Genomic DNA, 23,730 nt, shown 5'->3' with positions numbered 1-23,730 from the left:
GGATCAGGCCGCCGCGCCCTGTGCGGCGAGCTGCGCGGCCTGGTGCTCGGTGGTCAGCGCGTCGGTCAACTCGCCGAGCGCTTCGCCTGCGATCACCTGCGGCAGCTTGTAGAGCGTCAGGTTGATGCGATGGTCGGTGACGCGCCCTTGCGGAAAATTGTAGGTGCGGATGCGCTCGGAGCGGTCGCCTGAGCCGACCTTCTCCTTGCGCTCGGCCGACCGTGCCGCATCGACGCGCTGGCGTTCGGCGTCGTAGATGCGCGAGCGCAGGATGTTCATGGCCGAGGCACGATTCTTGTGCTGCGAGCGGCTGTCCTGCATCATCACCACGATGCCGGTCGGAATGTGGGTGATGCGGATCGCCGATTCGGTCTTGTTGACGTGCTGACCGCCGGCTCCTTGCGCGCGCATGGTCTCGATGCGCAAATCGTCGTTCTTGATGTCGACGTCGACGTCCTCGACCTCCGGCAGCACGGCCACCGTCGCGGCCGAAGTGTGGATGCGCCCCTGCGTCTCGGTGTCCGGCACGCGCTGCACGCGATGCACGCCGGATTCGAACTTCAGCTTCGAGAACGCGCCGCGGCCCTGCACCTCCGCGATGATTTCCTTGTAGCCGCCGACGGTGCCTTCGCTGGCCGAGATCACCTCGACCTTCCAGCCCTGCAAGGCAGCGAAGCGCTCGTACATCCGGAACAGGTCGCCAGCAAACAGCGAGGCCTCGTCGCCGCCGGTGCCGGCGCGGATTTCCAGCACCACGTTGCGGTCGTCCATGGCGTCCTTGGGCAGCAGAGCGACCCGGATCTTCTGGACCAGCTCCTCGATTTTCGGCGTCAGCTCGTCGCGTTCGGCTTCCGCCATGCTGCGCATCTCGGCATCGGTCGCGGGATCGGCGATCAGCGCCTCGGTGTCGGCGAGCTCCTTGACCGCGGCACGATAGGCCTTCACCGCCTCGATCAGCGGGGTGATCTCGGCGAGCTCGCGCGTGATCTGCACATAGCGCTCGGAGGCGAGCTGCCCCAGCGATTCGGCCTCAAGAGAGGCATGATGTGCAAGGAGGACGTCCAGTTTGGCTTCGGGGAGTGACGACATCGGTTCAGTCTCAAATGGCGGAAGGAGGCGAGGCGGCAGGGAGCGGCGACAGGCCCGCTACAATGCCAGGCCTTCGGCCTCGGCAAATTCCGTCAGTTTCTGCCGGATCGAGACGCTGCCCGCCGGCGCGTCCAGGAGCGGGCCGAGCACGGCTTCGGCCTTCTTGGCATCGAGGTCGATGACCATGGCCTTGACGGGGCCGAGTGCGGTTGCCGACAGCGACAGCGAGCGGTAGCCCAGCGCAATCAGTGCCAGTGCGCCAAGCGGCTTGGACGCCATCTCGCCGCAGAGCGAGAGCGACTTCTTCGCCGCCTGTGACTTGCGTGCGATCTCGCGCAGCGCGCGCAGGATCGGCGCCGACATGGTGTCGAAGCGCTCGGAGACTTTTGCATTGCCGCGGTCGACCGCGAACAGGAACTGGAACAGATCGTTGGAGCCGACCGAGATGAAGTCGACCTTCTTCAGGAGCTCGTCGAGCTGGTAGAGCAAAGCGGGCACCTCGACCATGGTGCCGATGTCGATACGCTCCGGCAGCGTATGGCCGTGCTGGCGCAGATAGGTGAGCTCGCGTTCGACCAGCGCCTTCGCCGAATCGAATTCGGCGACCTCCGAGATCATCGGGAACATGATGCGCAGCGCGCGGCCGCCACCGGCGCGCAGCAGCGCACGGATCTGGCCGCGCAGCAGGCCGGGACGATCGAGCCCGAGCCGGATCGCGCGCCAGCCGAGCGCGGGATTTTCCTCGATCACCGCTTCCATATAGGGCAACGCCTTGTCGCCACCGATGTCGAGGGTGCGGAAGGTGACGGGCTTGGTGCCGGCCGCATCGAGCACGGTACGATACAGCGCCAGCTGGTCGCTGGTGCGCGGCAGGCTCTGGCCGACCATGAATTGCAGCTCGGTGCGGAACAGGCCGATGCCGGCGCTGCCGGTGTCCTCGATATGCGGCAGGTCGATGGCAAGACCTGCGTTGATCATCAGCTCGACCTTCTGGCCGTCCCTGGTGACGCAGGGCAGGTCGCGCAGCGCCAGATATTGCGCCTGGCGGCGGGCGCGGAAGCGCACGCGCTCGGCGAAGGCCGCCTCGACTTCCTGCGAGGGACGCACATAGATCGAACCGGAGGTGCCGTCGACGATGATGGCGTCGCCGGGATCGGCGATGCCGGGCGCGTTCGGCACCTCGCCAACGGCAGGAATGCCGAGCGCGCGCGCCACGATCGAGACGTGGGAGTTGGCGGTGCCTTCCTCCAGCACGATGCCGCGCAGGCGCTTGCGGTCATAGTCGAGCAGCGCCGCCGGGCCCATCGCGCGCGCGATGACGATCGCGTTGTCGGGCAGCTGCTCGCGCGAGGGCGCGTGGTCCTGGCCGACCAGCTGCCGCATCAGGCGGTAGCCGAGATCCTCGAGGTCGTGCAGCCGGTCGCGCAAGTAGGGGTCGGTCGAGCGCAGCATGCGCGCGCGGGTGTCGGACTGCACGCGCTCGACGGCGGCTTCCGCGGTAAGGCCGGTGGCGACCGCCTCATGCAGCTTGTGCGACCAGCCCTGGTCGTTGGCGAACATGCGATAGGCTTCCAGCACCTCGCGATGCTCGCCGCCCTCGGCGACGTCGCCGCGCTCCAGCATGCGGTCGAGATCGGCGCGGAGCTTGGCCAGCGCGGTGTCGAGCCGCTTGATTTCCTTGGGCAGGTCCTCGGCGATGTAGTCCTTGATGACGACGCGCGGCTCATGCAGCACGACATGGCCGAGCGCGATGCCCTCCGACAGGATGGCGCCGACCTTCTGCGCGGAATGGCGCGCCGCGGGCTCCTGGCCCGGCTGGGCCAGCGCGGAGAGCTCGCCGGAGGCGATCAGCTCGGCCAGCACCATGGCGGTGGTCTGCAGCGCCTCGAGCTCTTCCTCGACATAATTGCGCTTGGCGCGGTTCTGCACCACCAGCACGCCGAGCGTGTTGCCGGCCCGCAGGATCGGCACGCCGAGGAAGGAGTGGTAGATTTCCTCGCCGGTCTCCGGGCGGAACGAGAAGGCCGGGTGGCTCTGCGCATCGCTCAAATTGAGCGGCGTCGCCTCGCTGGCGACGAGGCCGACCAGGCCCTCATGGGCGCTCAGCACGGTGTGGTGCACCGCCTCGCGGTTGAGGCCTTCGGTGGCGTAGAGCTCCAGCGTGTTGTCGATGCGCAGCACATAGACCGAGCACACCTCGGCCACCATGTTGGCGGCGATCAGCACCACGATCTTGTCCAGCCGCTCCTGGGCAGAGACCTGCTCCGCCATGGTTTCGCGGAGCCGTCTCAACAAGACGCGGGGACCTCCCGACGCGCTCCGCATGTCTCGTCAATCTCCTCCGTCTGCCCGACCCGGCGGTATCGGCCGGCGGCTGGCCTAAAATTCCAGAAAAACAACCAAATTGTTTGTCCGGCGCCGGCACAAGCCCAAAATCCCCTTGAGATTTAGCGCCTGCACCGAATCAGCGCCGCCCCGAACTGGGACACAGTCTGCGGCAGCCCACCCTGTTCGCCGTATAGCGAATTGAGGCTTGTTTTGCCAAGCAAAACGCCTGCCAAACGCGAAGGTGTGTACACCTTCGCGTTTGCTGCGACCGCTAAGAGAAAATTAGTCCAGGCATGGTCCGGAAAGGGCGAAGCTGTTTTCCGGAAAGACCATGCTCAAACAACAGCCTGAAGCGCGACGATGGTCGCGTTTCAGGCCTGATCGAGACCGTAGAGCGTGTGCAGGGTGCGCACCGCAAGCTCGGTATAGGCGGTGTCGATCAAAACCGAGAATTTGATCTCGGAGGTTGTAATGGCCCGGATGTTGATATTCCGTCCGGCGAGGGCTGAGAACGCCTGGGCAGCGACGCCGGCATGGCTGCGCATGCCGCTGCCGATCACCGAGATCTTGGCGACATCGGTGGCGGTATCGAGCCGCGCATAGCCGATCTTGCCCTTGGCGGCGGCAATCGTGTCCTTGGCGCGGGTATAGTCGGCCGCCGGCACCGTGAAGGTGAGGTCGGTGGTCTTGCCGTCCTCGGAGACGTTCTGCACGATCATGTCGACATTGATGTTGGCATCCGCCAGCGGGCCGAAGATCGACGCCGCAACGCCCGGCTTGTCCTCGATCTGGCGCACCGAGATCTGGGCCTCGTCCTTGGAGAAGGCGATACCAGTGACGACGTGGCTTTCCATGATCTCCTCCTCGCTGCAGATCAGCGTGCCGGGCGGCTGGTTGGCATGCGGGTCGATATCCTCGGGCTTGTCGAAGCTCGAGCGGACGAAGATCGGCATGTTGTGGACCATGCCGAGTTCCACCGAGCGGACCTGGAGCACTTTTGCGCCCTGGGAGGCCAGTTCCAGCATGTCTTCGAATGCGATCTTGTCGAGCCTCTTGGCCTTCGGCACGATTCGCGGGTCGGTTGTGTAGACGCCGTCGACATCGGTGTAGATGTCGCAGCGGTCGGCCTTGACGGCGGCGGCGATCGCCACAGCCGAGGTGTCCGAGCCGCCGCGGCCGAGCGTGGTGATGCGACCCGTCTCCGGATTGATGCCCTGGAAGCCGGCGATGACCGCGACTTCCTTGCGATCCTTGAAACGGCTGATGATCTCGCTGCCGTCGATGTCCTCGATCCGGGCCGAGGCGTGGGCGTCGCTGGTCTTGATCGGGATCTGCCACCCCTGCCAGGAGCGGGCCTGGATGCCCATGCCCTGGAGCGCGATGGCAAGCAGGCCGGATGTGACCTGTTCGCCGGAGGCGACGACGGCGTCGTATTCGCGCGCGTCGTGCATCGGCGAGGCCTCGGTGCACCAGGCCACCAGCTCGTTGGTTTTCCCGGACATCGCCGAGACGACCACGGCCACTTCGTGGCCGGCGTCGACCTCACGCTTCACGTGGCGTGCGACGTTGCGGATACGTTCGATGTTGGCGACGGATGTGCCGCCGAATTTCATCACGAGGCGGCTCATGACGACGCGTGCATTCCTTCAAAGGGATCAGTATGGTGGCCCGCGCGAGACGATGCTGCGGGCACCCGACCGCGCGTATACAGAGGGGCGGGGCCGGGGGCAAGCGGGTTCCTGCTGCGGCCAATCCGGGCAATGGGTTATCAGAGGTTATGGCGCGCTATATTGACGAAATCCTGCAGCCCGGCGAGCGGGTGCTGTATTCGACCAATGCGCACTGGATTTTCTATTTTCCGGCCATCCTGGCCTGGATCGCGGCTTTCGCCCTGTTCGTCCTGTCAGGGCAGACCACGGTCAATGGGCTCCTGATTCTCTGTCTCATCGCCTCGGGCGTGGTGGCTCTGGCGGCCCTGTTCTGGACCGTGAAGGGCTGGTTCCATCGCTTCACCACCGAGACCGACGTCACCAATCTCAGGATTGTGCACAAGACCGGCTTCATCAAGCGCCGCACCTTCGAGATGGCGCTGGACAAGGTCGAGAGCGTCGATGTCAATCAGACGATTCTTGGACGTATTCTCAACTACGGCGACGTGACCATCAACGGCGTCGGCGAAGGTCGCGAAACCATCCGGACCATCGCCTCGCCGCTCGCCTTCCGTAGTTCGATCACCACGCGGTAGGACCGCGCGTAACCATGAGCATGCAGCAAAATACTTCCCTCTCCGTCAGCCCGCAGCCGGGCTCGACCGTCGACGCCGCCGAGATCGCAAAGTTCTCGAAACTCTCGGCGGAGTGGTGGGACCCCAACGGCAAGATGGCGCCGCTGCACCGGATCAACCCGCTGCGGCTCGGCTACATCCGCGACGCCGCCTGCCGCAAATTCGAGCGCAACGTGCGCAGCCTCAACTGCCTCGGCGGGCTTCGCGTGCTCGACATCGGCTGCGGCGCCGGCCTGTTGTGCGAGCCGCTGTCGCGGCTCGGAGCGCAGGTCATCGGCGTCGATCCTTCCCAGAGCAACATCGCCGCGGCCAAGCTGCACGCCGACAAGGGCCATCTTGCGATCGACTACCGCTGCACCACGGTGGAGGAGATCGACCCGCGCGAGCGCTTCGACATCGTGCTGGCGATGGAAGTGGTCGAGCACGTCGTCGATGTCGGCGTCTTCCTGAAGCGTTGCGCCGCGATGCTGAAGCCGAACGGCCTCATGGTGGTCTCGACGCTGAACCGCAACTGGAAGAGCTTCGCGCTCGCCATTGTCGGCGCCGAATACGTCCTGCGCTGGCTGCCGCGCGGCACCCACGAATGGAATAAGTTCGTCACCCCCGACGAGCTGACAAAATACCTGCTCGACAACCGCCTCGTCATCACCGAGCAGACCGGCGTGGTCTACTCACCCTTCGCCGACAAATGGACGCTCTCGTCGGACATGGACGTGAACTACATGGTGGTGGCGGAAGGGATGGTGTGAGTGAGATGCGAGTTGCGACTCCTCTGCCGGTGTCGTCCCTGCGAACGCAGGGACCCATAGCCACAGGCCCGTCTAGTTAGCCCAATCAGGCGCCCCGAGCATGTACTACGTCTACATCCTCGCCAGCCGCCATCATGGGACGCTCTACATCGGCGTAACCAACTCTCTCCAGAAACGCCTGGAGCAGCACCAGCGCCGGCAAGGGCTCGGAGTTCGTCAAGCGCTACGGCGTGCACCGCCTCGTCTACACCGAGGCTTACGAGCGAGCGGAAGAAGCGATTGCCCGCGAAAAACAGCTCAAGCGCTGGAAGCGCGACTGGAAGATCGAGCTGATCGAGCGGGAGAACCCCGAGTGGCGGGATCTAAGTGATCTGTTGGTTTGACGGTGTGACGCGGCCTAGAAAATGCTGTCGTCCCTGCGAACGCAGGGACCCATACCGCGTGATCTATCGGTAGCGAGCGGTGTTGGGTGGGCGGGTTAGCAGCTCTCACAAAACTTCTCCCTGGGGTTATGGGTCCCTGCGTGCGCAGGGACGACACCGAGTTTGTGGCGAGAGCATCGCTCCCATGACGTCCGTGCGGTTGACCGCGCTGGCCTCAACTTGCAGGTTGGCCGCAGTTATTTCCCGCTAATGCCCGCCCCACCCCATGCTCACCATCGCCAGCCTCTGGATTCCCTTCACCCTCGTTGCTGCGCTCGGCCAAGTCGCGCGCAATGCGATGCAGCGGTCGTTGACGAAGCCGCTGGGGACCTGGGGCGCGACCAATATCCGCTTCCTGTTCGGCTTCCCGTTTTCGGTGCTGTTCCTCGGCGTGGTGCTGGTCGCCACCGGCGATCGTCTGGGCATGCCGCCGACCGTATTCTGGCCGTGGCTCCTGCTCGGCGCGCTCAGCCAGATCGTCGCCACCGGACTGATGCTGCTTGCCATGAACGACCGCTCCTTCGTGGTGACGACGGCGTATCTGAAGACCGAGGCGATCCAGACCGCGATCTTCGGTTTCGTCTTCCTTGGCGATCACCTGACCTGGCTGAAGGTGCTGGCGATCGTGATCGCGACCGTCGGCGTCGTCATCACCGCGCTGAGGCCCGGCGGCGAGAAGAGTTTTGCCGAATTGAAGCCGACCATCACCGGCCTCGTTGCGGCTGCCGCGTTCGCGCTGTCTGCGGTTGGCTTTCGCGGCGCGATCATCAACGTGCCCGGCGTCTCCTTCGTGACCTCGGCCTCGTTCACGCTGGTGCTCGGCCTGTTCGTGCAGACGCTGGTGCTGACGATCTATCTGCTCTGGCGCGCGCCAAAGGTGCTGCAGGCGATCCTCGGCCTGTGGAAGCCGTCGATGCTGGCCGGCTTCATGGGCGCCTTCGCCTCACAATTCTGGTTCCTGGCGTTCGCGCTGACGGCCGCCGCCAATGTCCGCACGCTCGCTCTGATCGAGGTGCTGTTCGCGCAAGCGGTGGCGTATTATTCGTTCAAGCAGCCGATCGCACCACGCGAGCTTGCAGGTATCGCGCTGATCATCATCGGTGTGGCGATGCTGGTGGGGGCCTAGTTCCGGTCTTCCGGCAATGTCGGCAGCGGCGACACCTCGATGCCCTCGTCGATCAGCGACTTCGCCTCCTCCGGCGAGGCCTCGCCGTAGATCGGACGGTGCTCCTTGTCGCCGTAATGCATCGCGCGAGCTTCGTTGGCGAAGCGCTCGCCGACATTGTCGGCGTTCTTCACAATGTGATCGCGCAGCTCCTTCAACTTGGTGCGCAGCTCTTTCTCCTGCGCCATCAACAGCGAGGTCGGACCTGATGGCGCGGCCTCGGGCGTGGGAGTAGTGGTCGCTTCCGGCGGCGGCGTCGCGCGCCCGCGGCCCTTCTTGCCGACGATGCGCGGGGCCATGATCGCCTTGTCGACCTTGGCGGATCCGCAGATCGGGCAGGTCACGAGCTTGCGCTTCACTTGCGAATCATAGGCCGACGAGCTCTGGAACCAGCTCTCGAACGCGTGGTTTCGATCGCAATGGAGCGCGTAGCGGATCATGCTGATCCCCGCACGAGGTGCAAATGATCCGGCCCGGCCTTGGGATCGGACACGCCGAAGCGGCGGCCGTGCTGGAGCGAGGGGATCGCGCGGCGTGCGGTCTCGACCTTGGCGGGGTCGATCCTGGCCATGATGATGCCGGGCTCGACGTCGCCTTCGGCGAGGATCTCGCCCCAGGGATCGATGATCAGCGAATGGCCATAGGTCTCGCGCTTGTTCTCGTGGGTGCCTGCCTGGGCAGCTGCGAAGATGAAGCAGCCGGTCTCGATCGCGCGCGAGCGCAGCAGCACATGCCAGTGCGCTTCGCCGGTCTTGCGGGTGAAGGCGGACGGGACGGTGATGAAGTAAGCGCCGCTCTCGGCGAGCGCGCGGTAGAGCGCGGGGAAGCGCACGTCGTAGCAGATCGTCAAGCCCACGCGGCCCCAGGGCAGATCGGAGATCACCGCGGTTTCGCCCGGCTGGTAGTTGGCGGATTCGCGATAGCTCTCGCCGTCCGGCAGCTCGATGTCGAACATGTGGATCTTGTCGTAGCTCGCGAGCACATTGCCCTCGGGCCCGATCAGGAAGGAGCGGTTGACCGCCTTTTCGGCCGAGAAGCGCAGCGCCAGCGAGCCGACATGGAGATGGATCTTCAGTTCCGCCGCGAGCGCCCGGTAGGCCTTCAGCGAAGTGTCGTCCTCTTCGCTCTGCAGATGCTCGAACAGGGCCTTGCGGTTCAGCTGCATCATGTTGCTGACTTCAGGCGTTTGCACGTAGTCGGCGCCATTGGCCGCCGCCTGCCGGATCAGCTTCGTGGCCTGTTCGAGGCTCGGCCCGGGCATCAGACCCGTGCGCATCTGCACCATGGCGGCCGTAAATGTGCGGTTCTCGCTCATGAGTTGGCCTTCACACCTTCCAGCATGCCGTCAAGCTTGCCTTCGCGGTCGAGTGCGTAGAGATCGTCGCAGCCGCCGACATGAGTTCCACCGATCCAGATCTGCGGGAAGGTCGAGCCCTCGCCGGCGCGGTCGTACATCTCCTCCCGCCAAGAGGGGTTCTTGGCGACGTCAAATTCGGTAAAGATTGCCTTCTTGCGGGTCAGCAGGGACCTCGCCGCGGAACAATAGCCGCAGCCCGGCCTGGTGTAGATCTCGACAGCAGAAGTCATGGCGTCCGACGCTCTCATGTCATGAAGTCATTGAATTATATGGGACGGGGGCCGCTCTCGACAACCCGGGCGAAGACCAGCACGTCGACCTGGGCGGCCTTGGCCCGGAGCAGGACCCGCGCGCAGGCATCCAGCGTCGCCCCCGACGTCAGGACGTCGTCGATCAGGACAATGCGGCGGCCCTGGATTTCGGCCTGACGGTCGGGGGATACCTGGAACGCGCCCTGCACATTGGTGGCGCGCTGGGCCCGCGACAGGCCGATCTGCTGCTCGGTGGCGCGCACCCGGCGCAGCACCTCAGCCCTCGCCTTGACCCCGCTCTGCCGCTCGATGATCTGCGCCAAGGCCCCGGACTGGTTGTAGCGGCGGCGCCAGGCCCGCCGCCAATGCAGGGGCACCGGCACCAGCATGTCGGCCCCCGCCAGCAGCTCGCCGCCTGCGCGCGCCATCCAACGGCCCATGGCGGGCGCCAGATCGGTGCGGTCCTGGTATTTCAGCGCATGCACCAGCGTGCGCGCGACGTCGTCATAGCGCACCGCTGCGCGGGCGCGCTGGTAGGCCGGCGGGCTCGCGATCGCCTCCATCGACAGCATGTCGGGGCCGGGATCATAGACGAAGGGAATGCCGAGCCGCGGGCAATAGGGCCGCTCGATGAATGACAGCCGCGCCCAGCACGAAGCGCAAACGCCCTCGCCCTCGACCGGTTCGCGGCAGGATACGCACTGCGTCGGCAGCGCGATGTCGAGCGCGAGCCGTGCCGCGCGCGACAGCGCGTGGCGGCCGGCCGTCCATGCCGCCCGGAAGGGGGCGGCGAGGGAACGGGTGGGGGCGGCGTTGGCGTCCATGCGGGAAGGCTAGCGTTCTGCTTGGCGGCGCTCAAGCGACTCATTCTCGTGCCCCGAATCTGCAGCGCCACGCCGGCGATGCGAAGCATCGCCAGGGGCGCTGCGGCGCGTCCGGGACACGAGAGGGGAGATTGCAATGACCTGCATGATCGGCGTAACCAGCGGCATGGCCCAGACCCCGCAAACCCCGCCCGCGTTGTTCGATCGCGCCTTGCTGCACGCGCGGCAGCGGCGTGTGCAGCCGCAGGGCGAGGTCACCTTCCTGCTCGATCGTGTTGCCGAGGACATGTCCGACCGGTTGGCTGCGGTGATGCGGGAGTTTCACGCCCCGGCCGATCTCTGGACGCCCGGTGAGGGGCTGGCGGAATTGCGTGCGCGGCTGTCTTCCCTCCAGCGGATCGCGCTCGATGCTGCGGGTTCAGAGACGCTGCCCTTCGCGCCCGAAAGCCTTGATCTCGTCGTCTCCGCGCTGGCGCTGCAATTCGTCAACGATCTGCCGGGCGTGTTCGCGCAAATCCGCCGCGCGCTCAAGCCGGATGGCCTGCTGCTCGCCGCGATGATCGGCGGCGACAGCCTGACCGAGCTGCGCCAGGCCTTTGCCGCCGCGGAAGCCGAATGCGAGGGCGGCGTGTCGCCGCGCGTCGCGCCGTTCGCGGATCTGCGCGACATCGGCGCGCTGCTGCAGCGGGCGGGCTTTGCGCTGCCGGTGACTGATGTCGACCGCGTCGTGGTGCGCTATTCCAACGCATTCGCGCTGATGCAGGATCTCCGGCGCATGGGCGCCGCCAATGTGCTGATCGAGCGGCGGCGAACACCGAGCCGGCGCGCGACGCTGCTGCGGATGGCCGAGATCTACACTGAGCGCTTTGCCGATGCCGACGGCCGCATCCGTGCCACCTTCGACATCATCTGGCTCTCCGGCTGGGCCCCGCATGCGAGCCAGCAGCAGCCGCTGAAGCCGGGATCGGCGAAAGCGAGCCTGGCGGAGGCGGTGAAGAAGGCGGGGAAGACTTAGGCTACTAGCACCGTCATTCCGGGGCTCGCGCAGCGAGAACCCGGAATCTCGAGATTCCGGGTTCGGTCCTGCGGACCGCCCCGGAATGACAGGGGTCTCACATCAGCAGATCAATCAAATGCGGGATCAGCGGAATGTCCGCCGGGGGCATCGGGTAGTCGCGCAGCTTGTTGGCACGGACCCAGGCCAGGGTCTGGCCTTCGCGCGGCGTCACCTGTCCCTCCCAGCGCCGGCAGATATAGAGCGGCATCAGGAGGTGGAAGGTCTCGTAGCCGTAGCTCGCGAAGGTCAGCGGGGCCAGGCACGGCTCGGCGACGGTGATGCCGAGCTCCTCGTGCAGCTCGCGGATCAGGCTCTGCTCCGGCCGCTCGCCCACCTCGAGCTTGCCGCCGGGAAACTCCCAGAGTCCGGCCAGCGTCTTGCCCGCGGGGCGCTGCGCGATCAGGACGCGCTTGTCGGCGTCGATCAGCGCGCAAGCCACAACCAGGGTCAGTTTCAGATCGGCCATACGTGATGTCGCTCGCTGAAGATCATCCGCAACGGTTTATTAACCCTGTTGCGGCCCGTGTTTCCGAGGTTCCCATAAGCCATATTTAATCGACGGTTCCTAGAGTGGGAACGCTTAAACCACTCCGGGCCCCAATCATGCGCGCTGCGCTTTCCACCATCATCCGCCGGTTCGTCAACGACCGGCGCGGCAATATCGCGGTGATCTTCGCGCTCGCCTGCGTCCCCCTGATCACTGCGGTCGGCTGCGCGGTCGACTACTCGCGCGCGACGCAGACCCGGGCCAAGCTTCAGGCCGCGGCCGATGCCGCCAGCGTCGGCTCGATCGCCAAGGCCTCACCGGCCTTCAAGGCCGCCGGTACCATGACGTCGGATGGGTCGATTTCCGTCGGCGTCACCGACGCCCAGAACATCTTCGACGCCAATCGCGCCAATCAGACCGGCTACACTCTCAACAGCGTCACGCCGACCGTGGTCAAAACCGGATCGACCGTCACCTCGACCGTTGCGTTCAACGCCACCATGAACACCATGTTTCTCGGCCTGATCGGTAAGTCCGCGCTGACGCTGTCCGGTACGTCGAAAGCGACGGCCAGCATGCCGCTCTATATCGATTTCTACCTGCTGCTGGACAATTCGCCGTCGATGGGTGTCGGCGCGACGCCGACCGACGTGCAGACGATGGTCAACAACACATCGGACAAGTGCGCTTTCGCCTGCCACGACCTCAAGGACAAGAACAATTACTACGACCTTGCCAAGAAGCTTGGCGTGACTACCCGGATCGACGTGCTTCGGACCGCAACGCAGTCGTTGATGGATACGGCGAGTGTGACCCAGACCTATTCAAACCAGTTCAGAATGGCGATCTATGATTTCGGCGGCTCCGCAAGCACGCTCGGCCTGCGCAATCTGTTTTCGTTGTCGGCCTCTCTCTCCAGCGCCAAGACGGCGGCGGGCAATATCGACCTGATGTCGGTGAACGGTCAGAACGAGAATAACGACCAGGACACGGCATTCACCGCGATATTCCCTGCGATCAACGGCGAGATCAGCTCCCCCGGAACCGGCACGCCGTCCAGCCCGCTCAAATATCTGTTCTTCGTCTCCGACGGGGTCGCTGACGAGAGCAACACCGGATGTCTGAAACCGCTCTCCGGCACCACGCGGTGCCAATCGCCGCTCAATGCTGCGCTCTGCAAGACGATGAAGGACCGGGGCGTCAAGATTGCCGTGCTGTACACAACGTACCTCGCGCTGCCCACCAACAGCTGGTACATGAAATGGATCGCTCCGTTCAATACCGGCCCCTACGGGCCGTCGCCGAACAGCGAGATCGCGCAGAACATGCAGAGCTGCGCGTCGTCCGGGCTCTATTTCGAGGTGAGCCCGACGCAAGGCATCTCGGACGCCATGAACGCGCTGTTCAAGAAAGCGGTCGCGGACGCGCGGATTTCAGGGTGATTTGAAGCACGGCTCTCGCGCTCTCTTACCGTCACCCTGAGGTGGCCGCTCCTTCAGCGGCCCTCGAAGGGCGACGGCCCGGCTCTCTCCACGCGGCTGTAGCGGTGGCCCTGCATCCTTCGAGGCTCCCGATGGGGCGCTCCGCGCCCCATCCCTCGCACCTCAGGATGACGAAGAAGGTGTCGTGAGCCCTACGACCTGTAATCGCCGTTGATCGCGACATATTCCTTCGTGAGATCGCAGGTCAGCACCCGGTCGCGGCCCTTGCCGAGGCCGAGCGAGACCTTGATCGCGATCTCCGGCGCCTTCATCGCTTCCGAGACCTGCGCCTCGTCATAGTCAGGATCGCGCGCGCCGCTCTTGGCGACGCGGATGCCGTTGAAGGAAATCGAGAGCTTGTCGCGATCGGCCGGCTCGCCGGCCTTGCCGACTGCCATCACGACGCGGCCCCAATTGGCGTCCTCGCCGGCGATCGCGGTCTTGACCAGCGGCGAGTTGGCGATCGACATCGCGATCTTGCGCGCGGAGGCCTTGGTCTTGGCGCCCTCGACGGTGATCTCGACCAGCTTGCGCGCGCCTTCGCCGTCGCGGGCGACCTGCTCGGCGAGGTTGGCGAGCACCTGGTTGAACGCCTTGACGAAGGCCTTCAGGCGCGGATCGCTGGCGCGGCTGATCTTCGGTGCGCCGTGCTCGGCGGCAGCGCCGGTGGCGAAGGCCAGCAGCGTGTCCGAGGTCGAGGTGTCGCCGTCGATCGTCACCGCGTTGAAGGTGTCCTCGACGCCGCTCTTGAGCAGCGCCTGCAAGGCCGCAGGCGCGATCGGTGCGTCGGTGAAGATGAAGGACAGCATCGTCGCCATGTCGGGAGCGATCATGCCGGCGCCCTTGGCCATGCCGTTGATGGTGACCTTGGCCTTGCCGAGCTTGACGGTCGCGGTCGCGACCTTCGGGAAGGTGTCGGTGGTCATGATCGCCTTGGCCGCGGCGAGGTAGTCGCCGGGCTCGGCGGCTTCAGCCAGTCGGCCCAGCACGCCGTCGAACTTGGTCGCGTCCAGCGGCTCGCCGATCACGCCGGTCGAGGCCAGGAAGATTTCGCCCTCGCTGCATCCGACCGCCTTGGCCGCGATCTTGGCGGTCAGCGCCGTGGAGGCCCGGCCGGTCTTGCCGGTGAAGGCATTGGCATTGCCGGAATTGACGACCAGCGCCCGTGCCTTGCCGCCCTTCAGCTTGGCGCGGCACCATTCCACCGGCGCGGAGGGGCATTTCGACTTGGTGAAGACGCCGGCGACCGCGGTGCCCTTGTCCATCACCGCCAGCAACACGTCGGTCCGGTTCTTGTAGCGGATGCCGGCTTCGGCCGTCGCGAGACGGATGCCCGCAATGGTGGGCATGTCGGGAACTGTTTTCGGGGCGAGCGGGGAGACGGAGGAGGACATCGCGGGGCGCCTTGGTGGGATCTGAATATGCAGATGCCCGGCCCCTCTGTGCGAAGACGCGCTTCGCGTTGGGGGCCGGGCATCACAAAGGCTTAGATACTCTTCACGTCACCGGAGTGACAGCGAATTCTTACTTCTTCGCAGGGGGCGCCATCTTGCTGTCGGAGGGCTTCGCCGCATCCGCCGGCTTGGCGTCCGCCGCCGGCTGGTCCAGCCGCTCGACCTTGGCTTCGGCGCGCAGCTTGGCGACGTAGTCGGCCTGGGCCTTGCGGGTGACGTACTGCTCGATCTGGGCCTTGACCTGCTCGAAGTCCGGCGCCTTGCGGTTGCGCTTTTCCTCGACCTTGATGACGTGCCAGCCGAACTGCGACTTGACGGGGTCGGAGATCTTGCCGGGCTCGAGCGCGAAGGCGATCGCCGAGAATTCCGGCACCATCTGCTCCTTGGTGAAGAAGCCGAGATCGCCGCCGTCGGCCGAGCCCGGATCCTTGGACTTCTTCTTGGCCAGCTCGGCGAAATCGGCGCCCTTGTCGAGCTCGGCCTTCACCGCCTTGGCCTCGTCCTCGGTCTCGACCAGGATGTGGCGGGCGCGCACTTCCTGCTCGCCGGTGATCTGCTTGGAAGCCTCTTCATAGACCTTCTTCATGGCGTCGGGGGTGGTGGCGGCCTTGCCCTCGCCCGCGAGCAGGCTGTCCATCAGAAGCCGGTTGCGGGCGAATGCCAGGCGCTTCTTGAATTCCTCGCTATCGGCAACCTTCTTGTCCTCGGCAGCCTTGCTGACGATTTTCATGTCGATCAGGAAGGACAGGACGTTCTCGTCCTTGGTCGCCGGGTCCATCTGGGCGAGGCTCGGCCCGAGCTCCTCCTCGGCCATGGCGACGTCGCTCTTCTTGATTTCCGCGCCATTGACCTTCGCCAGCACCGGATCGTCGGCGGCCCGGAGCGGGCCTGCGAACGCCAGGGACAGCGCCAGAGCGAGGCTGCCAGCCAGGGCGGACGCACTGCGGAAACGCTGGCCGGTGGTTACCGGGAACGAGGTGGTCATGGAAAATCCTTATGTTGAAGCAGGGGGCTGCTCGAGCGGGGCGGACACTCGCCCAATACAGGGGGGCTTGGCAACGCGAAAAGTCTGTCAAAATGATGAATTAGCCGCAATGCGCCCGCCGTTGACAAGGCCCTGACCGGGCCATATCTCTGCCCGGTCGCGACCATGGCGATGGCGTTTATTTTGCTGCGTTTTTGGCCGTTGAACCCAGACTTGCCCAATTCCCACCCATATGGCGGATGACCCCCGCAGTCCGGGCTCTGACGCCGCGAAGCGTCACGGTGAGTTGATAGGCAGGCGGGTGACAACTTCTTAGGCCAACGCGGTTGAATCGCGAACACAGGAACCAGGCATGATCGGCGCGCTCGCCCGCAAGTTTTTCGGCTCCGCCAACGACCGGCGGGTGAAGGGATATCAGTCCCGCGTCAACGCGATCAACGCGCTGGAAGGAGAGGTCTCGAAGCTCTCCGACGAGGCGCTCAAGGCCCGCACCGCCGACTTCAAGAAACAGCTTGCCGAGGGCAAGACGCTGGACGACCTGCTGGTCCCCGCCTTCGCCACCGTGCGCGAGGCCGCCAAGCGCACGCTCGGCCAGCGCCATTTCGACGTCCAGCTGATCGGCGGCATGGTGCTGCACGAGGGCGACATCGCCGAGATGAAGACCGGCGAAGGCAAGACGCTGGTGGCGACCCTCGCGGTCTACCTCAACGCGCTCGCCGGCAAGGGCGTCCACGTCGTCACCGTCAACGACTACCTCGCCCGCCGCGACTCCGGCTGGATGGGCCAGATCTACGGCTTCCTGGGCATGACCACCGGCGTGATCGTGCACGGCCTCGACGATGCCGAGCGCAAGGCGGCCTATGCCTGCGACATCACCTACGGCACCAACAACGAATACGGCTTCGACTATCTGCGCGACAACATGAAGTACCGGCTCGAGGACATGGTCCAGCGCCCGCACTTCTTCGCCATCGTCGACGAGGTCGATTCCATCCTGATCGACGAAGCGCGCACGCCTCTGATCATCTCCGGTCCGCTCGACGACCGCTCCGATTTCTACAACACCATCGACGGCTTCCTGCCCAAGCTCGACAAGACCGACTACGAGGTCGACGAGAAGCAGCGCACGGTGACGCTGACCGAAGCCGGCATGGAGAAGATCGAGACCCTGCTGCGCGATGCCGGCCAGCTCAAGGGCGAGTCGCTCTACGACGTCGAGAACGTCTCCGTCGTGCACCACATCAACCAGGCGCTGCGCGCGCACACGCTGTTCACGCGCGACAAGGATTACATCGTCCGCGACGACGAGGTCGTCATCATCGACGAATTCACCGGACGCATGATGCAGGGCCGCCGCTATTCCGAGGGTCTGCACCAGGCGCTGGAAGCCAAGGAGCACGTACAGGTTCAGCCGGAAAACCAGACCCTGGCCTCGATCACCTTCCAGAACTATTTCCGGATGTACGAGAAGCTCGCCGGCATGACCGGCACGGCGTTGACCGAAGCCGACGAGCTGTTCGACATCTACAAGCTCGAAGTCGTTGAGATCCCGACCAACGTGCCGATCGGCCGCCTCGACGAGGACGACGAGGTTTATCGCACCCATAAGGAAAAATACGCGGCCATCCTCGCCGAGATCGAGCGGGCTAATTCGCGGCTCCAGCCGGTGCTGGTCGGCACGGCGTCGATCGAGAAGTCGGAAGTGCTGGCCGAGTTTCTGAAGCAGAACGGCTACAAGCAGATCGATTTCGGCAAGGAGAACGCGCTCGACAAGCTTTACGCTGCCGCCCGCGCCGGCAAGCCGGCGAAACTGTTCGCGGTGCTGAATGCGCGCTTCCACGAGCAGGAAGCCTATATCGTCGCGGAAGCCGGCGTACCCGGCGCGATCACGATCGCGACCAACATGGCCGGCCGCGGTACCGACATCAAGCTCGGTGGCTCGCTCGAGATGCGCATCCCGAAGGAGACCGCGGGCATCGAGGACGAGGCCGAGAAGGCCAGGAAGATCGAGCAGATCAAGGCCGACGTCGAGCGCTTCCGCGACATCGTGCTGAAGGCGGAAGAGATCGTCGAGGTCGAACCGGCGAAGGGCAACAAGCCCGCCAAGACCGTGACCAAGCCCGGCGGCCTCTACATCATGGGCTCCGAGCGCCACGAATCCCGCCGTATCGACAATCAGCTGCGCGGCCGTTCCGGCCGTCAGGGCGATCCCGGCCGCTCGAAATTCTTCCTGTCGCTGGAAGACGATCTGATGCGCATCTTCGGCTCGGATCGCCTCGACAGCATGCTCCAGCGTCTCGGCCTCCAAGAGGGCGAGGCCATCATCCATCCCTGGATCAACAAGGCGCTCGAGAAGGCGCAGCAGAAGGTCGAGGCGCGCAACTTCGACATCCGCAAGAACCTCTTGAAGTTCGACAACGTCCAGAACGACCAGCGCAAGGTGATCTTCGACCAGCGCGTCGACCTGATGAAGGACGAGAGCGTCGCCGAGACCGTCACCGACATGCGTCACGCCTTCATCGACGACCTCGTCGCCAAGCACGTGCCCGAGCATGCCTATGCCGAGCAGTGGGACGTCGCCGGCCTGAAGGACGAATTGAAGCGCGTGCTCGATCTCGACCTGCCGGTCGACGACTGGGCCAAGGAAGAGGGCATCGCCGACGAGGAGCTGCTGACGCGCATCGAGACCAAGGCCGACGAGCACATGGCGGCCAAGGTGGCGCAATGGGGTCCCGACGTGATGCGTTACGTCGAGAAGACCATCCTGCTCCAGACGCTCGACCATCTCTGGCGCGAGCATCTGATCATGCTCGACCATCTGCGCCAGGTCATCGGCCTGCGCGGTTATGGTCAGCGCGATCCCCTGCAGGAGTACAAGACCGAAGCCTTCAATCTCTTCCAGGAGATGAGCGCTCACTTGCGCGAGGCGGTCACGGCGCAGCTGATGCGGGTCGAGATCGTCCCGCCCGAGCAGGAAGCGCCGGTGCTGCCGCCGATGGAGGCGCACAAGTTCGACCCGAACACCGGCGAGGACGAAATGGCGCTCGCTAGCGTCACGCTCGGCGCCCAGACCTCCGACGCCGCGCTGCGCGATCCGAAGAACCCGGCAAGCTGGGGCAAGGTCGGCCGCAACGAGGACTGCCCCTGCGGCTCAGGCAAGAAGTACAAGCACTGTCACGGGCGGTATGCTTGATCGATGATCAATACCCAGCGAACTCGCGGTGCTGTATTGGCCTACGAGTTCGCGAGGGGTTGAAATGCTTCCGATCCATATGGTGCCTGCTGATCTTTAGGGCGCTTCACGAATGGTAGGCCCACGTCATCGAGGATGGCTGGCTTACATTCACGCGCGGCTGAGCACGCTTTGGCCACCTGGCAACCGGCCCCGATGCTGAGCGAACAGGCGAGAAGCATAGCTCTGTTGCATGCGCGTGGCCTGCGGCGCCTGTTCCTGTGATCACTTCCGAGTGCTGTTGCTGCAGATTGTCGGCGGCCACTCGCTCCCCCGGCCGCGCAGCTGAAGCCCGAAAGCCGATGGTCAAAGCGCGGCATCGTGTCTCGGAGAACACCTGCGGGTAGATCATCCAATCTTTTGCCACTGCTCATTGTGATCTGGATCACCTCTACCGAGCTCGATCCGTGTTTTGATTGAATCACAATACGCGGCCCGAAAATTGGGAGCCAGACAATGTCCAAACGCGCGCTGCCAACCACCTTTTGCGTTCTTGCCCTGAGTTTCTACGCTTGCGGTTCCGCCCCTGCGAGCCAAGTGGGCGGATGGTGGGGCGGAACATGGTCGTGCAACATAGACGGCCGGCCGGCCCGGATGAAATGGGCCGCCGTTGATGACAGTCAGACAAGCTGCAGCGGCGGCACTTGCACCAGCAGCTCGGGAGCACGCTGGGCAGGCAACTTCTCAGATAATGGCTCGCGATGGGTGAAGTTAACAAATCCACGCAGCGGAACGCAGGGCGGCGTATACTTCAACCATGCCGATGGCAATAAATGGTATCTAGCCAAACCGGTCAGCAACAAGTCCGTGGGCTGGACGACATGGAACGGCCAACGCTATCGCCTCTCGTGCTGGCGATGATGCAATCATGCGGCGCCTGCTCATTCCGCCTGGACTCAAGGGCGAGCCTTGAGAATTGAATAAGGCCCGGATGCGCTCTGTGAGCGCCACCAAGCCGGCGTGACCAGCGCGCGTGCTTTTCATGGAGGTCCTCTCCATGCATTGAATGGCAGACGAGTGTGTCGGCTCCGCAAGGCGCCCACGCTCCAATTCACGAGGTCTAATTCGAACTATCGATCAAGCTCTCCAGCAGCCGCTTCAATTCGCTCGTCGATTTGTCGCCGTAGCTCTCCAGGATATGCTCCTCCTGGTCGACCGCGAGCGAGTTGAGCTTCTTGCACAGCACCTTGCCGCGGTCGGAGATGAACATCAGCACCTTGCGGCGGTCGCCCGGGTCCTGCACGCGATAGACCAGCGTGTCGGAGACCATGCGGTCGATCATCTTGGTCAGCGTCGGATGGTTGAGCAGCACGGCGCCTGCAAGCTCGCCCATCGAATGGCCGTTGCCATCCGACAGCACCTTGAGGATGCGCCACTGCTCGACCGGCACGCCTTCCTTGCTCAACCTCAGTTCGAGCTGCCGGTTGATCTCCCGGTTGGCTTGCGCGAGCAGGTAAGCGAGGTGTTCGGTGATCGGGGTGTTTTCTTTCGACGGTTTTGCCACGGCTAAGACTTCGTCTTGACCCAATTGAGTGAATGTCTTGCAATCAATGCTGCATCTATATGCACTTCAATTCTTGAATATTCAATATTTTCAAAATAGGATCATTGCACAACAAAAGGGCGGAAGCCGCGGCCGCCTGCTCAATGTGCTTTCAGGTCTGGTGCCAGACAGGAGTTGGCGTGCGCGCGACGGTAAACTTCCCGGCTCATGGCGGTCCGGCGTTGCCACCGTCTTTGCTGTTCAGGAATCTGTCGTCCGCGGCAGCGGATTTCGACCTATCGCCATTTGACATCCACGTCATGAAACGCCGCGGCGCCCGCAACAAGCTGCGCATCGGCAATTTCCTCACTTTCACCGGCTCGCCCGGAATCTGGGGCCCGACCTCCACCAACAGCGCCATGCTGGCGGTCGCCGAGATCAACAAGCGCGGCGGCATATTGGGGCGCGAGCTCGAGCTCTCGATCTACGATTCCGGCGGCCCGATCGAAGACGTCGTGCGGCGCGCCGAGCAGGCCATCGCCTTCGACGAGGTCGACCTGATCATGGGCTCGCATATCAGCGCCGTCCGTGTTGCCCTGCGCAAGGTCACCGGCAACCGCATCCCCTACATCTACACTCCCGTCTATGAAGGCGGCGAGCGCACGCCGGGCGTGATGGCGATCGGCGAGACGCCGCGCTGGCAGAGCCGCCCCTCGATCCACTGGCTCGCCGACGTCAAGAAGGCGGCGCGCTGGTACCTGATCGGCAGCGACTATGTCTGGCCCTGGCAGTCGCATCGCGCGGTGAAGCGCTACATCAAGGAGGCCGGCGGTCAGGTCGTCGGCGAGGAGTTCGTCCCGGTCGGCGAGGACAATCACGAGCCGCATCTGGCGCGCATCCGCGCAGCCAAGCCCGATGTCGTGCTGATCTCGCTGATCGGCACCGACAGCATCACCTTCAACCGCGCTTTCGCGGAAGCCGGCCTTGCGACCTCGACGCTGCGGCTTGCCGGCGCGATGGACGAGACGGTGCTGCTCGGCATCGGCGCCGACAACACCGAGAATTTGTTCTGCGCCTCCGGCTATTTCAACTGCATGGCCTCGCGCGCCAATGACGAGTTTCTCAGCGGCTACCAGGCCATGTTCGGCCCGCACGCGCCGCCGGTCGGCTCGGTCGGCCAGTCGAACTATGAAGGGCTGCGGTTCCTGGAGTCGGTGGCCAACCGTGCCGGCTCGCTGGCCTTTCGTCCGCTGCTTAAGGCCGCACGCAACACCGCTTACTCGGCGGGCCGCGGTCCCGTGGTTCTTCGCGACGGGCGCGCCGAGATGCCGATGTACCTCGCTGAAGCCGACGGTCTCGACTTCAAGATCATCAAGACGCTTTGAAGGGCGGCTGTTGATACGTCGCAGCGGCTTTGCGAAATAATACTTGAAAAGGAAAATATTTCCGTCTGTAATATCGACACGGTAGCCGAACGGCCCGCGCTTGTGCAGGCGCGACCGCGAGGCGTCCGTCCAAAAGCCAGGGATCAAGAAGCCTCAGAGGAGAGCGCCGTGACAGTTGTCCTTCCCACCCCCGCCCAACTTCGCAGTGTCGCCGAGCAATGCGGCCTTTCGCTCACCGATGACGACGTCACCTCGTTCCGTGGCCTGATGCAGGGCTCGATCGAGGCCTACAATCTCGTCGCCGCGATGCCGGACGAACTGCCCGAGGTGAAATATCCGCGCACCCCGGGCTATCGGCCCTCGGCTGAAGAGAACCCGCGCAATGCCTGGTATCGCAAGTCGACCGTGAAGGGCGCCGCCAGCGGCAAGCTCAAGGGCAAGACCGTCGCGCTGAAAGACAACATCATGCTGGCCGGCGTTCCCATGACGAACGGCTCGTCGACGCTGGAAGGCTATGTGCCCGATTTCGACGCCACCATCGTCACGCGCATGCTGGATGCCGGCGCCGAGATCGCCGGCAAGGTGCATTGCGAGCACTTCTGCCTGTCCGGCGGCAGCCACACCGGGTCCTACGGGCCGGTGCACAATCCGCACAAGATGGGCTACTCGGCCGGCGGCTCGTCGTCGGGCTCGGGCGTCGTGGTCGCGCTCGGCGAGGTCGACATGGCGATCGGCGGCGATCAGGGCGGCTCGATCCGCATGCCGTCCTCGTTCTGCGGCATCTACGGCATGAAGCCGACATGGGGCCTCGTCCCCTACACCGGCATCATGCCGATCGAGATCTATGTCGACCATACCGGGCCGATGACGGCGACGGTCGCCGACAATGCGCTGCTGCTCGAAGTGCTCGCCGGCGACGACGGCTACGATCCGCGCATCAAGTCGCCGAAGGTCGAGGAGTACACCAAGGCGCTCGGCCAGGGCGTCAAGGGCATGAAGATCGGCATCGTCAAGGAAGGCTTTGAGCAGCCGACGGCCGAGGCCGCGGTGAATGAAAGCGTGCGCGAGGCGGCGAAACGCTTCAAGGATTTGGGCGCCACCGTCGAGACGGTGTCGATCCCGATGCATCTGCTGGGCGGCGCGATCTGGACGCCGATCGGCACCGAAGGCCTGACCCAGACCATGATGTTCGGCGACGGCTATGGCCTGTCCCGCGGCGATCTCTATTCGACCTCGCTGATGGATTTCCATCGCGGCTGGCGCCGGCAGGCCGATTCGCTGTCCGAGACCACGAAATTGTTCATGATGCTCGGCACCTACATCAACAACAATTTCGGTCCACGCTTCTACGGCAAGGCGCTCAACATCTCGCGCCGGCTGACCGCGGCCTACGACAAGGCGTTCGGCGATTACGATCTGCTGCTGATGCCGACCACGCCGATGAAGGCGACCAAGCTGCCGGAGCCCAATGCCAGCCGCGAGGAATACGTTGCCCGCGCGCTCGAGATGATCTCCAACACCGCGCCGTTCGACATCACCCATCATCCCGCGATGTCGCTGCCATGCGGCATGGTCGACGGCCTGCCGGTCGGCCTGATGCTGGTCGGCCGGATGTTCGAGGAATCCACCATCTACCGCGCCGCCCACGCCTTCGAGCAGATCGGCGACTGGAAGAAGATGTGAGCGGGGCTCTGATG

Annotated in this window: 22 protein-coding genes; 11 read left to right on the top strand and 11 right to left on the bottom strand. The window is 64.5% G+C overall.

Annotated features, from left to right (window positions below; translation table 11 throughout):
• Positions 1–3 precede the first annotated feature (3 nt).
• The 3 genes from prfA to GGD67_RS08845 all read right to left on the bottom strand — a co-directional run bounded on the left by prfA (position 4) and on the right by GGD67_RS08845 (position 5,045).
• Positions 4–1,089 (bottom strand): peptide chain release factor 1, encoded by a 1,086-nt coding sequence (gene prfA / locus GGD67_RS08855; protein WP_018320540.1) that lies wholly within the window; start codon positions 1,087–1,089, stop codon positions 4–6.
• A 57-nt stretch (positions 1,090–1,146) separates the two neighbouring features.
• A complete protein-coding gene (gene ptsP, locus GGD67_RS08850) occupies positions 1,147–3,414 on the bottom strand; it encodes a phosphoenolpyruvate--protein phosphotransferase (protein ID WP_018320541.1) in 2,268 nt (755 codons plus the stop codon).
• 374 nt (positions 3,415–3,788) lie between these two features.
• Complete coding sequence (locus GGD67_RS08845) at positions 3,789–5,045, bottom strand: aspartate kinase (RefSeq protein ID WP_179732206.1); 1,257 nt, start codon at positions 5,043–5,045, stop codon at positions 3,789–3,791.
• Positions 5,046–5,194: 149 nt separating this feature from the next.
• Between GGD67_RS08845 and GGD67_RS08840 the strand changes: the two genes are divergently transcribed.
• The 4 genes from GGD67_RS08840 to GGD67_RS08825 all read left to right on the top strand — a co-directional run bounded on the left by GGD67_RS08840 (position 5,195) and on the right by GGD67_RS08825 (position 7,998).
• Entirely contained in the window at positions 5,195–5,662 is a 468-nt protein-coding gene (locus tag GGD67_RS08840; protein WP_018320543.1) for a PH domain-containing protein, read from the top strand.
• Positions 5,663–5,676: 14 nt separating this feature from the next.
• A complete protein-coding gene (ubiG, locus tag GGD67_RS08835) occupies positions 5,677–6,450 on the top strand; it encodes a bifunctional 2-polyprenyl-6-hydroxyphenol methylase/3-demethylubiquinol 3-O-methyltransferase UbiG (RefSeq protein ID WP_018320544.1) in 774 nt (257 codons plus the stop codon).
• A gap of 100 nt (positions 6,451–6,550) precedes the next feature.
• Positions 6,551–6,820 carry a GIY-YIG nuclease family protein gene (locus GGD67_RS08830; RefSeq protein ID WP_409411116.1) on the top strand — a complete coding sequence of 90 codons (270 nt, stop codon included), beginning with the start codon at positions 6,551–6,553 and terminating at the stop codon, positions 6,818–6,820.
• Between the two features lie 278 nt (positions 6,821–7,098).
• The gene (locus GGD67_RS08825) at positions 7,099–7,998 is read left to right on the top strand and encodes an EamA family transporter (RefSeq protein WP_179732204.1); all 900 of its coding nucleotides are present in this window, start codon (positions 7,099–7,101) and stop codon (positions 7,996–7,998) included.
• Here GGD67_RS08825 and GGD67_RS08820 read toward each other — a convergent pair.
• The 4 genes from GGD67_RS08820 to GGD67_RS08805 are packed head-to-tail and all read right to left on the bottom strand — an operon-like array spanning position 7,995 to position 10,469.
• Positions 7,995–8,477 carry a DUF1178 family protein gene (locus GGD67_RS08820; protein ID WP_018320547.1) on the bottom strand — a complete coding sequence of 161 codons (483 nt, stop codon included), beginning with the start codon at positions 8,475–8,477 and terminating at the stop codon, positions 7,995–7,997. The two genes, GGD67_RS08825 and GGD67_RS08820, sit on opposite strands and share 4 nt — an antisense overlap.
• Positions 8,474–9,352, bottom strand: a complete 879-nt coding sequence (locus GGD67_RS08815) for a carbon-nitrogen hydrolase family protein (protein ID WP_179732202.1) — start codon at positions 9,350–9,352, stop codon at positions 8,474–8,476. Before GGD67_RS08815 ends, GGD67_RS08820 begins: the two co-directional genes overlap by 4 nt.
• On the bottom strand, positions 9,349–9,624 hold the full coding sequence (gene grxC / locus GGD67_RS08810; RefSeq protein ID WP_018320549.1) for a glutaredoxin 3: 276 nt from the start codon (positions 9,622–9,624) through the stop codon (positions 9,349–9,351). The genes GGD67_RS08815 and grxC overlap by 4 nt, the downstream gene beginning before the upstream one ends.
• A gap of 35 nt (positions 9,625–9,659) precedes the next feature.
• Complete coding sequence (locus GGD67_RS08805) at positions 9,660–10,469, bottom strand: ComF family protein (protein ID WP_179732200.1); 810 nt, start codon at positions 10,467–10,469, stop codon at positions 9,660–9,662.
• Positions 10,470–10,614: 145 nt separating this feature from the next.
• On the opposite strand from GGD67_RS08805, the gene GGD67_RS08800 reads away from it, so the two are divergent.
• Positions 10,615–11,484, top strand: a complete 870-nt coding sequence (locus GGD67_RS08800) for a methyltransferase domain-containing protein (protein WP_179732257.1) — start codon at positions 10,615–10,617, stop codon at positions 11,482–11,484.
• 97 nt (positions 11,485–11,581) lie between these two features.
• Here GGD67_RS08800 and mutT read toward each other — a convergent pair whose 3' ends face one another.
• Complete coding sequence (gene mutT, locus GGD67_RS08795) at positions 11,582–11,992, bottom strand: 8-oxo-dGTP diphosphatase MutT (protein ID WP_018320552.1); 411 nt, start codon at positions 11,990–11,992, stop codon at positions 11,582–11,584.
• 137 nt (positions 11,993–12,129) lie between these two features.
• Here mutT and GGD67_RS08790 point away from each other — a divergent pair, with 137 nt between their 5' ends.
• Positions 12,130–13,455 (top strand): TadE/TadG family type IV pilus assembly protein, encoded by a 1,326-nt coding sequence (locus tag GGD67_RS08790; RefSeq protein WP_018320553.1) that lies wholly within the window; start codon positions 12,130–12,132, stop codon positions 13,453–13,455.
• A gap of 191 nt (positions 13,456–13,646) precedes the next feature.
• Here the strand turns inward: GGD67_RS08790 and argJ are convergent, their stop codons facing one another.
• Positions 13,647–14,888 (bottom strand): bifunctional glutamate N-acetyltransferase/amino-acid acetyltransferase ArgJ, encoded by a 1,242-nt coding sequence (gene argJ / locus GGD67_RS08785; protein ID WP_179732198.1) that lies wholly within the window; start codon positions 14,886–14,888, stop codon positions 13,647–13,649.
• Between the two features lie 130 nt (positions 14,889–15,018).
• A complete protein-coding gene (locus GGD67_RS08780) occupies positions 15,019–15,933 on the bottom strand; it encodes a peptidylprolyl isomerase (protein ID WP_092261324.1) in 915 nt (304 codons plus the stop codon).
• A 352-nt stretch (positions 15,934–16,285) separates the two neighbouring features.
• Between GGD67_RS08780 and secA the strand changes: the two genes are divergently transcribed.
• Both secA and GGD67_RS40050 read left to right on the top strand, forming a co-directional pair.
• Positions 16,286–19,126 carry a preprotein translocase subunit SecA gene (secA, locus tag GGD67_RS08775; protein ID WP_179732196.1) on the top strand — a complete coding sequence of 947 codons (2,841 nt, stop codon included), beginning with the start codon at positions 16,286–16,288 and terminating at the stop codon, positions 19,124–19,126.
• Positions 19,127–19,621: 495 nt separating this feature from the next.
• Positions 19,622–20,026, top strand: coding sequence for a DUF6006 family protein (locus tag GGD67_RS40050; protein ID WP_084674919.1), 405 nt, complete (start codon positions 19,622–19,624; stop codon positions 20,024–20,026).
• A 199-nt stretch (positions 20,027–20,225) separates the two neighbouring features.
• On the opposite strand, the gene GGD67_RS08770 is transcribed toward GGD67_RS40050, so the two are convergent.
• Positions 20,226–20,669, bottom strand: coding sequence for a MarR family winged helix-turn-helix transcriptional regulator (locus tag GGD67_RS08770; protein WP_018320557.1), 444 nt, complete (start codon positions 20,667–20,669; stop codon positions 20,226–20,228).
• Positions 20,670–20,706: 37 nt separating this feature from the next.
• Here GGD67_RS08770 and GGD67_RS39180 point away from each other — a divergent pair, with 37 nt between their 5' ends.
• The 3 genes from GGD67_RS39180 to GGD67_RS08755 all read left to right on the top strand — a co-directional run bounded on the left by GGD67_RS39180 (position 20,707) and on the right by GGD67_RS08755 (position 23,716).
• Positions 20,707–20,958, top strand: a complete 252-nt coding sequence (locus GGD67_RS39180) for a hypothetical protein (RefSeq protein ID WP_179731495.1) — start codon at positions 20,707–20,709, stop codon at positions 20,956–20,958.
• Complete coding sequence (locus GGD67_RS08760) at positions 20,849–22,033, top strand: substrate-binding domain-containing protein (RefSeq protein WP_179732189.1); 1,185 nt, start codon at positions 20,849–20,851, stop codon at positions 22,031–22,033. The genes GGD67_RS39180 and GGD67_RS08760 overlap by 110 nt, the downstream gene beginning before the upstream one ends.
• Before the next feature lie 168 nt (positions 22,034–22,201).
• Positions 22,202–23,716, top strand: a complete 1,515-nt coding sequence (locus tag GGD67_RS08755) for an amidase (RefSeq protein WP_179732187.1) — start codon at positions 22,202–22,204, stop codon at positions 23,714–23,716.
• Positions 23,717–23,730 lie beyond the last annotated feature (14 nt).

Origin of the sequence: Bradyrhizobium sp. IAR9 (genome assembly GCF_013408065.1) — a bacterium.
In the GTDB taxonomy this organism is placed as follows: domain Bacteria; phylum Pseudomonadota; class Alphaproteobacteria; order Rhizobiales; family Xanthobacteraceae; genus Bradyrhizobium.
This window is presented reverse-complemented; position numbering and strand designations above follow the sequence as displayed.

Bases quoted from the DNA above. Each gene is read 5' to 3' on its own strand.
- ptsP (WP_018320541.1), bottom strand. From the start codon at position 3,414: ATGCGGAGCGCGTCGGGAGGTCCCCGCGTCTTGTTGAGACGGCTCCGC.
- GGD67_RS08825 (WP_179732204.1), top strand. From the start codon at position 7,099: ATGCTCACCATCGCCAGCCTCTGGATTCCCTTCACCCTCGTTGCTGCG.
- GGD67_RS40050 (WP_084674919.1), top strand. From the start codon at position 19,622: ATGTCCAAACGCGCGCTGCCAACCACCTTTTGCGTTCTTGCCCTGAGT.
- GGD67_RS08830 (WP_409411116.1), top strand. From the start codon at position 6,551: ATGTACTACGTCTACATCCTCGCCAGCCGCCATCATGGGACGCTCTAC.
- GGD67_RS08780 (WP_092261324.1), bottom strand. From the start codon at position 15,933: ATGACCACCTCGTTCCCGGTAACCACCGGCCAGCGTTTCCGCAGTGCG.
- mutT (WP_018320552.1), bottom strand. From the start codon at position 11,992: ATGGCCGATCTGAAACTGACCCTGGTTGTGGCTTGCGCGCTGATCGAC.
- GGD67_RS08820 (WP_018320547.1), bottom strand. From the start codon at position 8,477: ATGATCCGCTACGCGCTCCATTGCGATCGAAACCACGCGTTCGAGAGC.
- GGD67_RS08845 (WP_179732206.1), bottom strand. From the start codon at position 5,045: ATGAGCCGCCTCGTGATGAAATTCGGCGGCACATCCGTCGCCAACATC.
- GGD67_RS08790 (WP_018320553.1), top strand. From the start codon at position 12,130: ATGCGCGCTGCGCTTTCCACCATCATCCGCCGGTTCGTCAACGACCGG.
- GGD67_RS08840 (WP_018320543.1), top strand. From the start codon at position 5,195: ATGGCGCGCTATATTGACGAAATCCTGCAGCCCGGCGAGCGGGTGCTG.
- argJ (WP_179732198.1), bottom strand. From the start codon at position 14,888: ATGTCCTCCTCCGTCTCCCCGCTCGCCCCGAAAACAGTTCCCGACATG.
- grxC (WP_018320549.1), bottom strand. From the start codon at position 9,624: ATGACTTCTGCTGTCGAGATCTACACCAGGCCGGGCTGCGGCTATTGT.
- GGD67_RS08815 (WP_179732202.1), bottom strand. From the start codon at position 9,352: ATGAGCGAGAACCGCACATTTACGGCCGCCATGGTGCAGATGCGCACG.
- secA (WP_179732196.1), top strand. From the start codon at position 16,286: ATGATCGGCGCGCTCGCCCGCAAGTTTTTCGGCTCCGCCAACGACCGG.
- GGD67_RS08805 (WP_179732200.1), bottom strand. From the start codon at position 10,469: ATGGACGCCAACGCCGCCCCCACCCGTTCCCTCGCCGCCCCCTTCCGG.
- prfA (WP_018320540.1), bottom strand. From the start codon at position 1,089: ATGTCGTCACTCCCCGAAGCCAAACTGGACGTCCTCCTTGCACATCAT.
- GGD67_RS08800 (WP_179732257.1), top strand. From the start codon at position 10,615: ATGATCGGCGTAACCAGCGGCATGGCCCAGACCCCGCAAACCCCGCCC.
- ubiG (WP_018320544.1), top strand. From the start codon at position 5,677: ATGAGCATGCAGCAAAATACTTCCCTCTCCGTCAGCCCGCAGCCGGGC.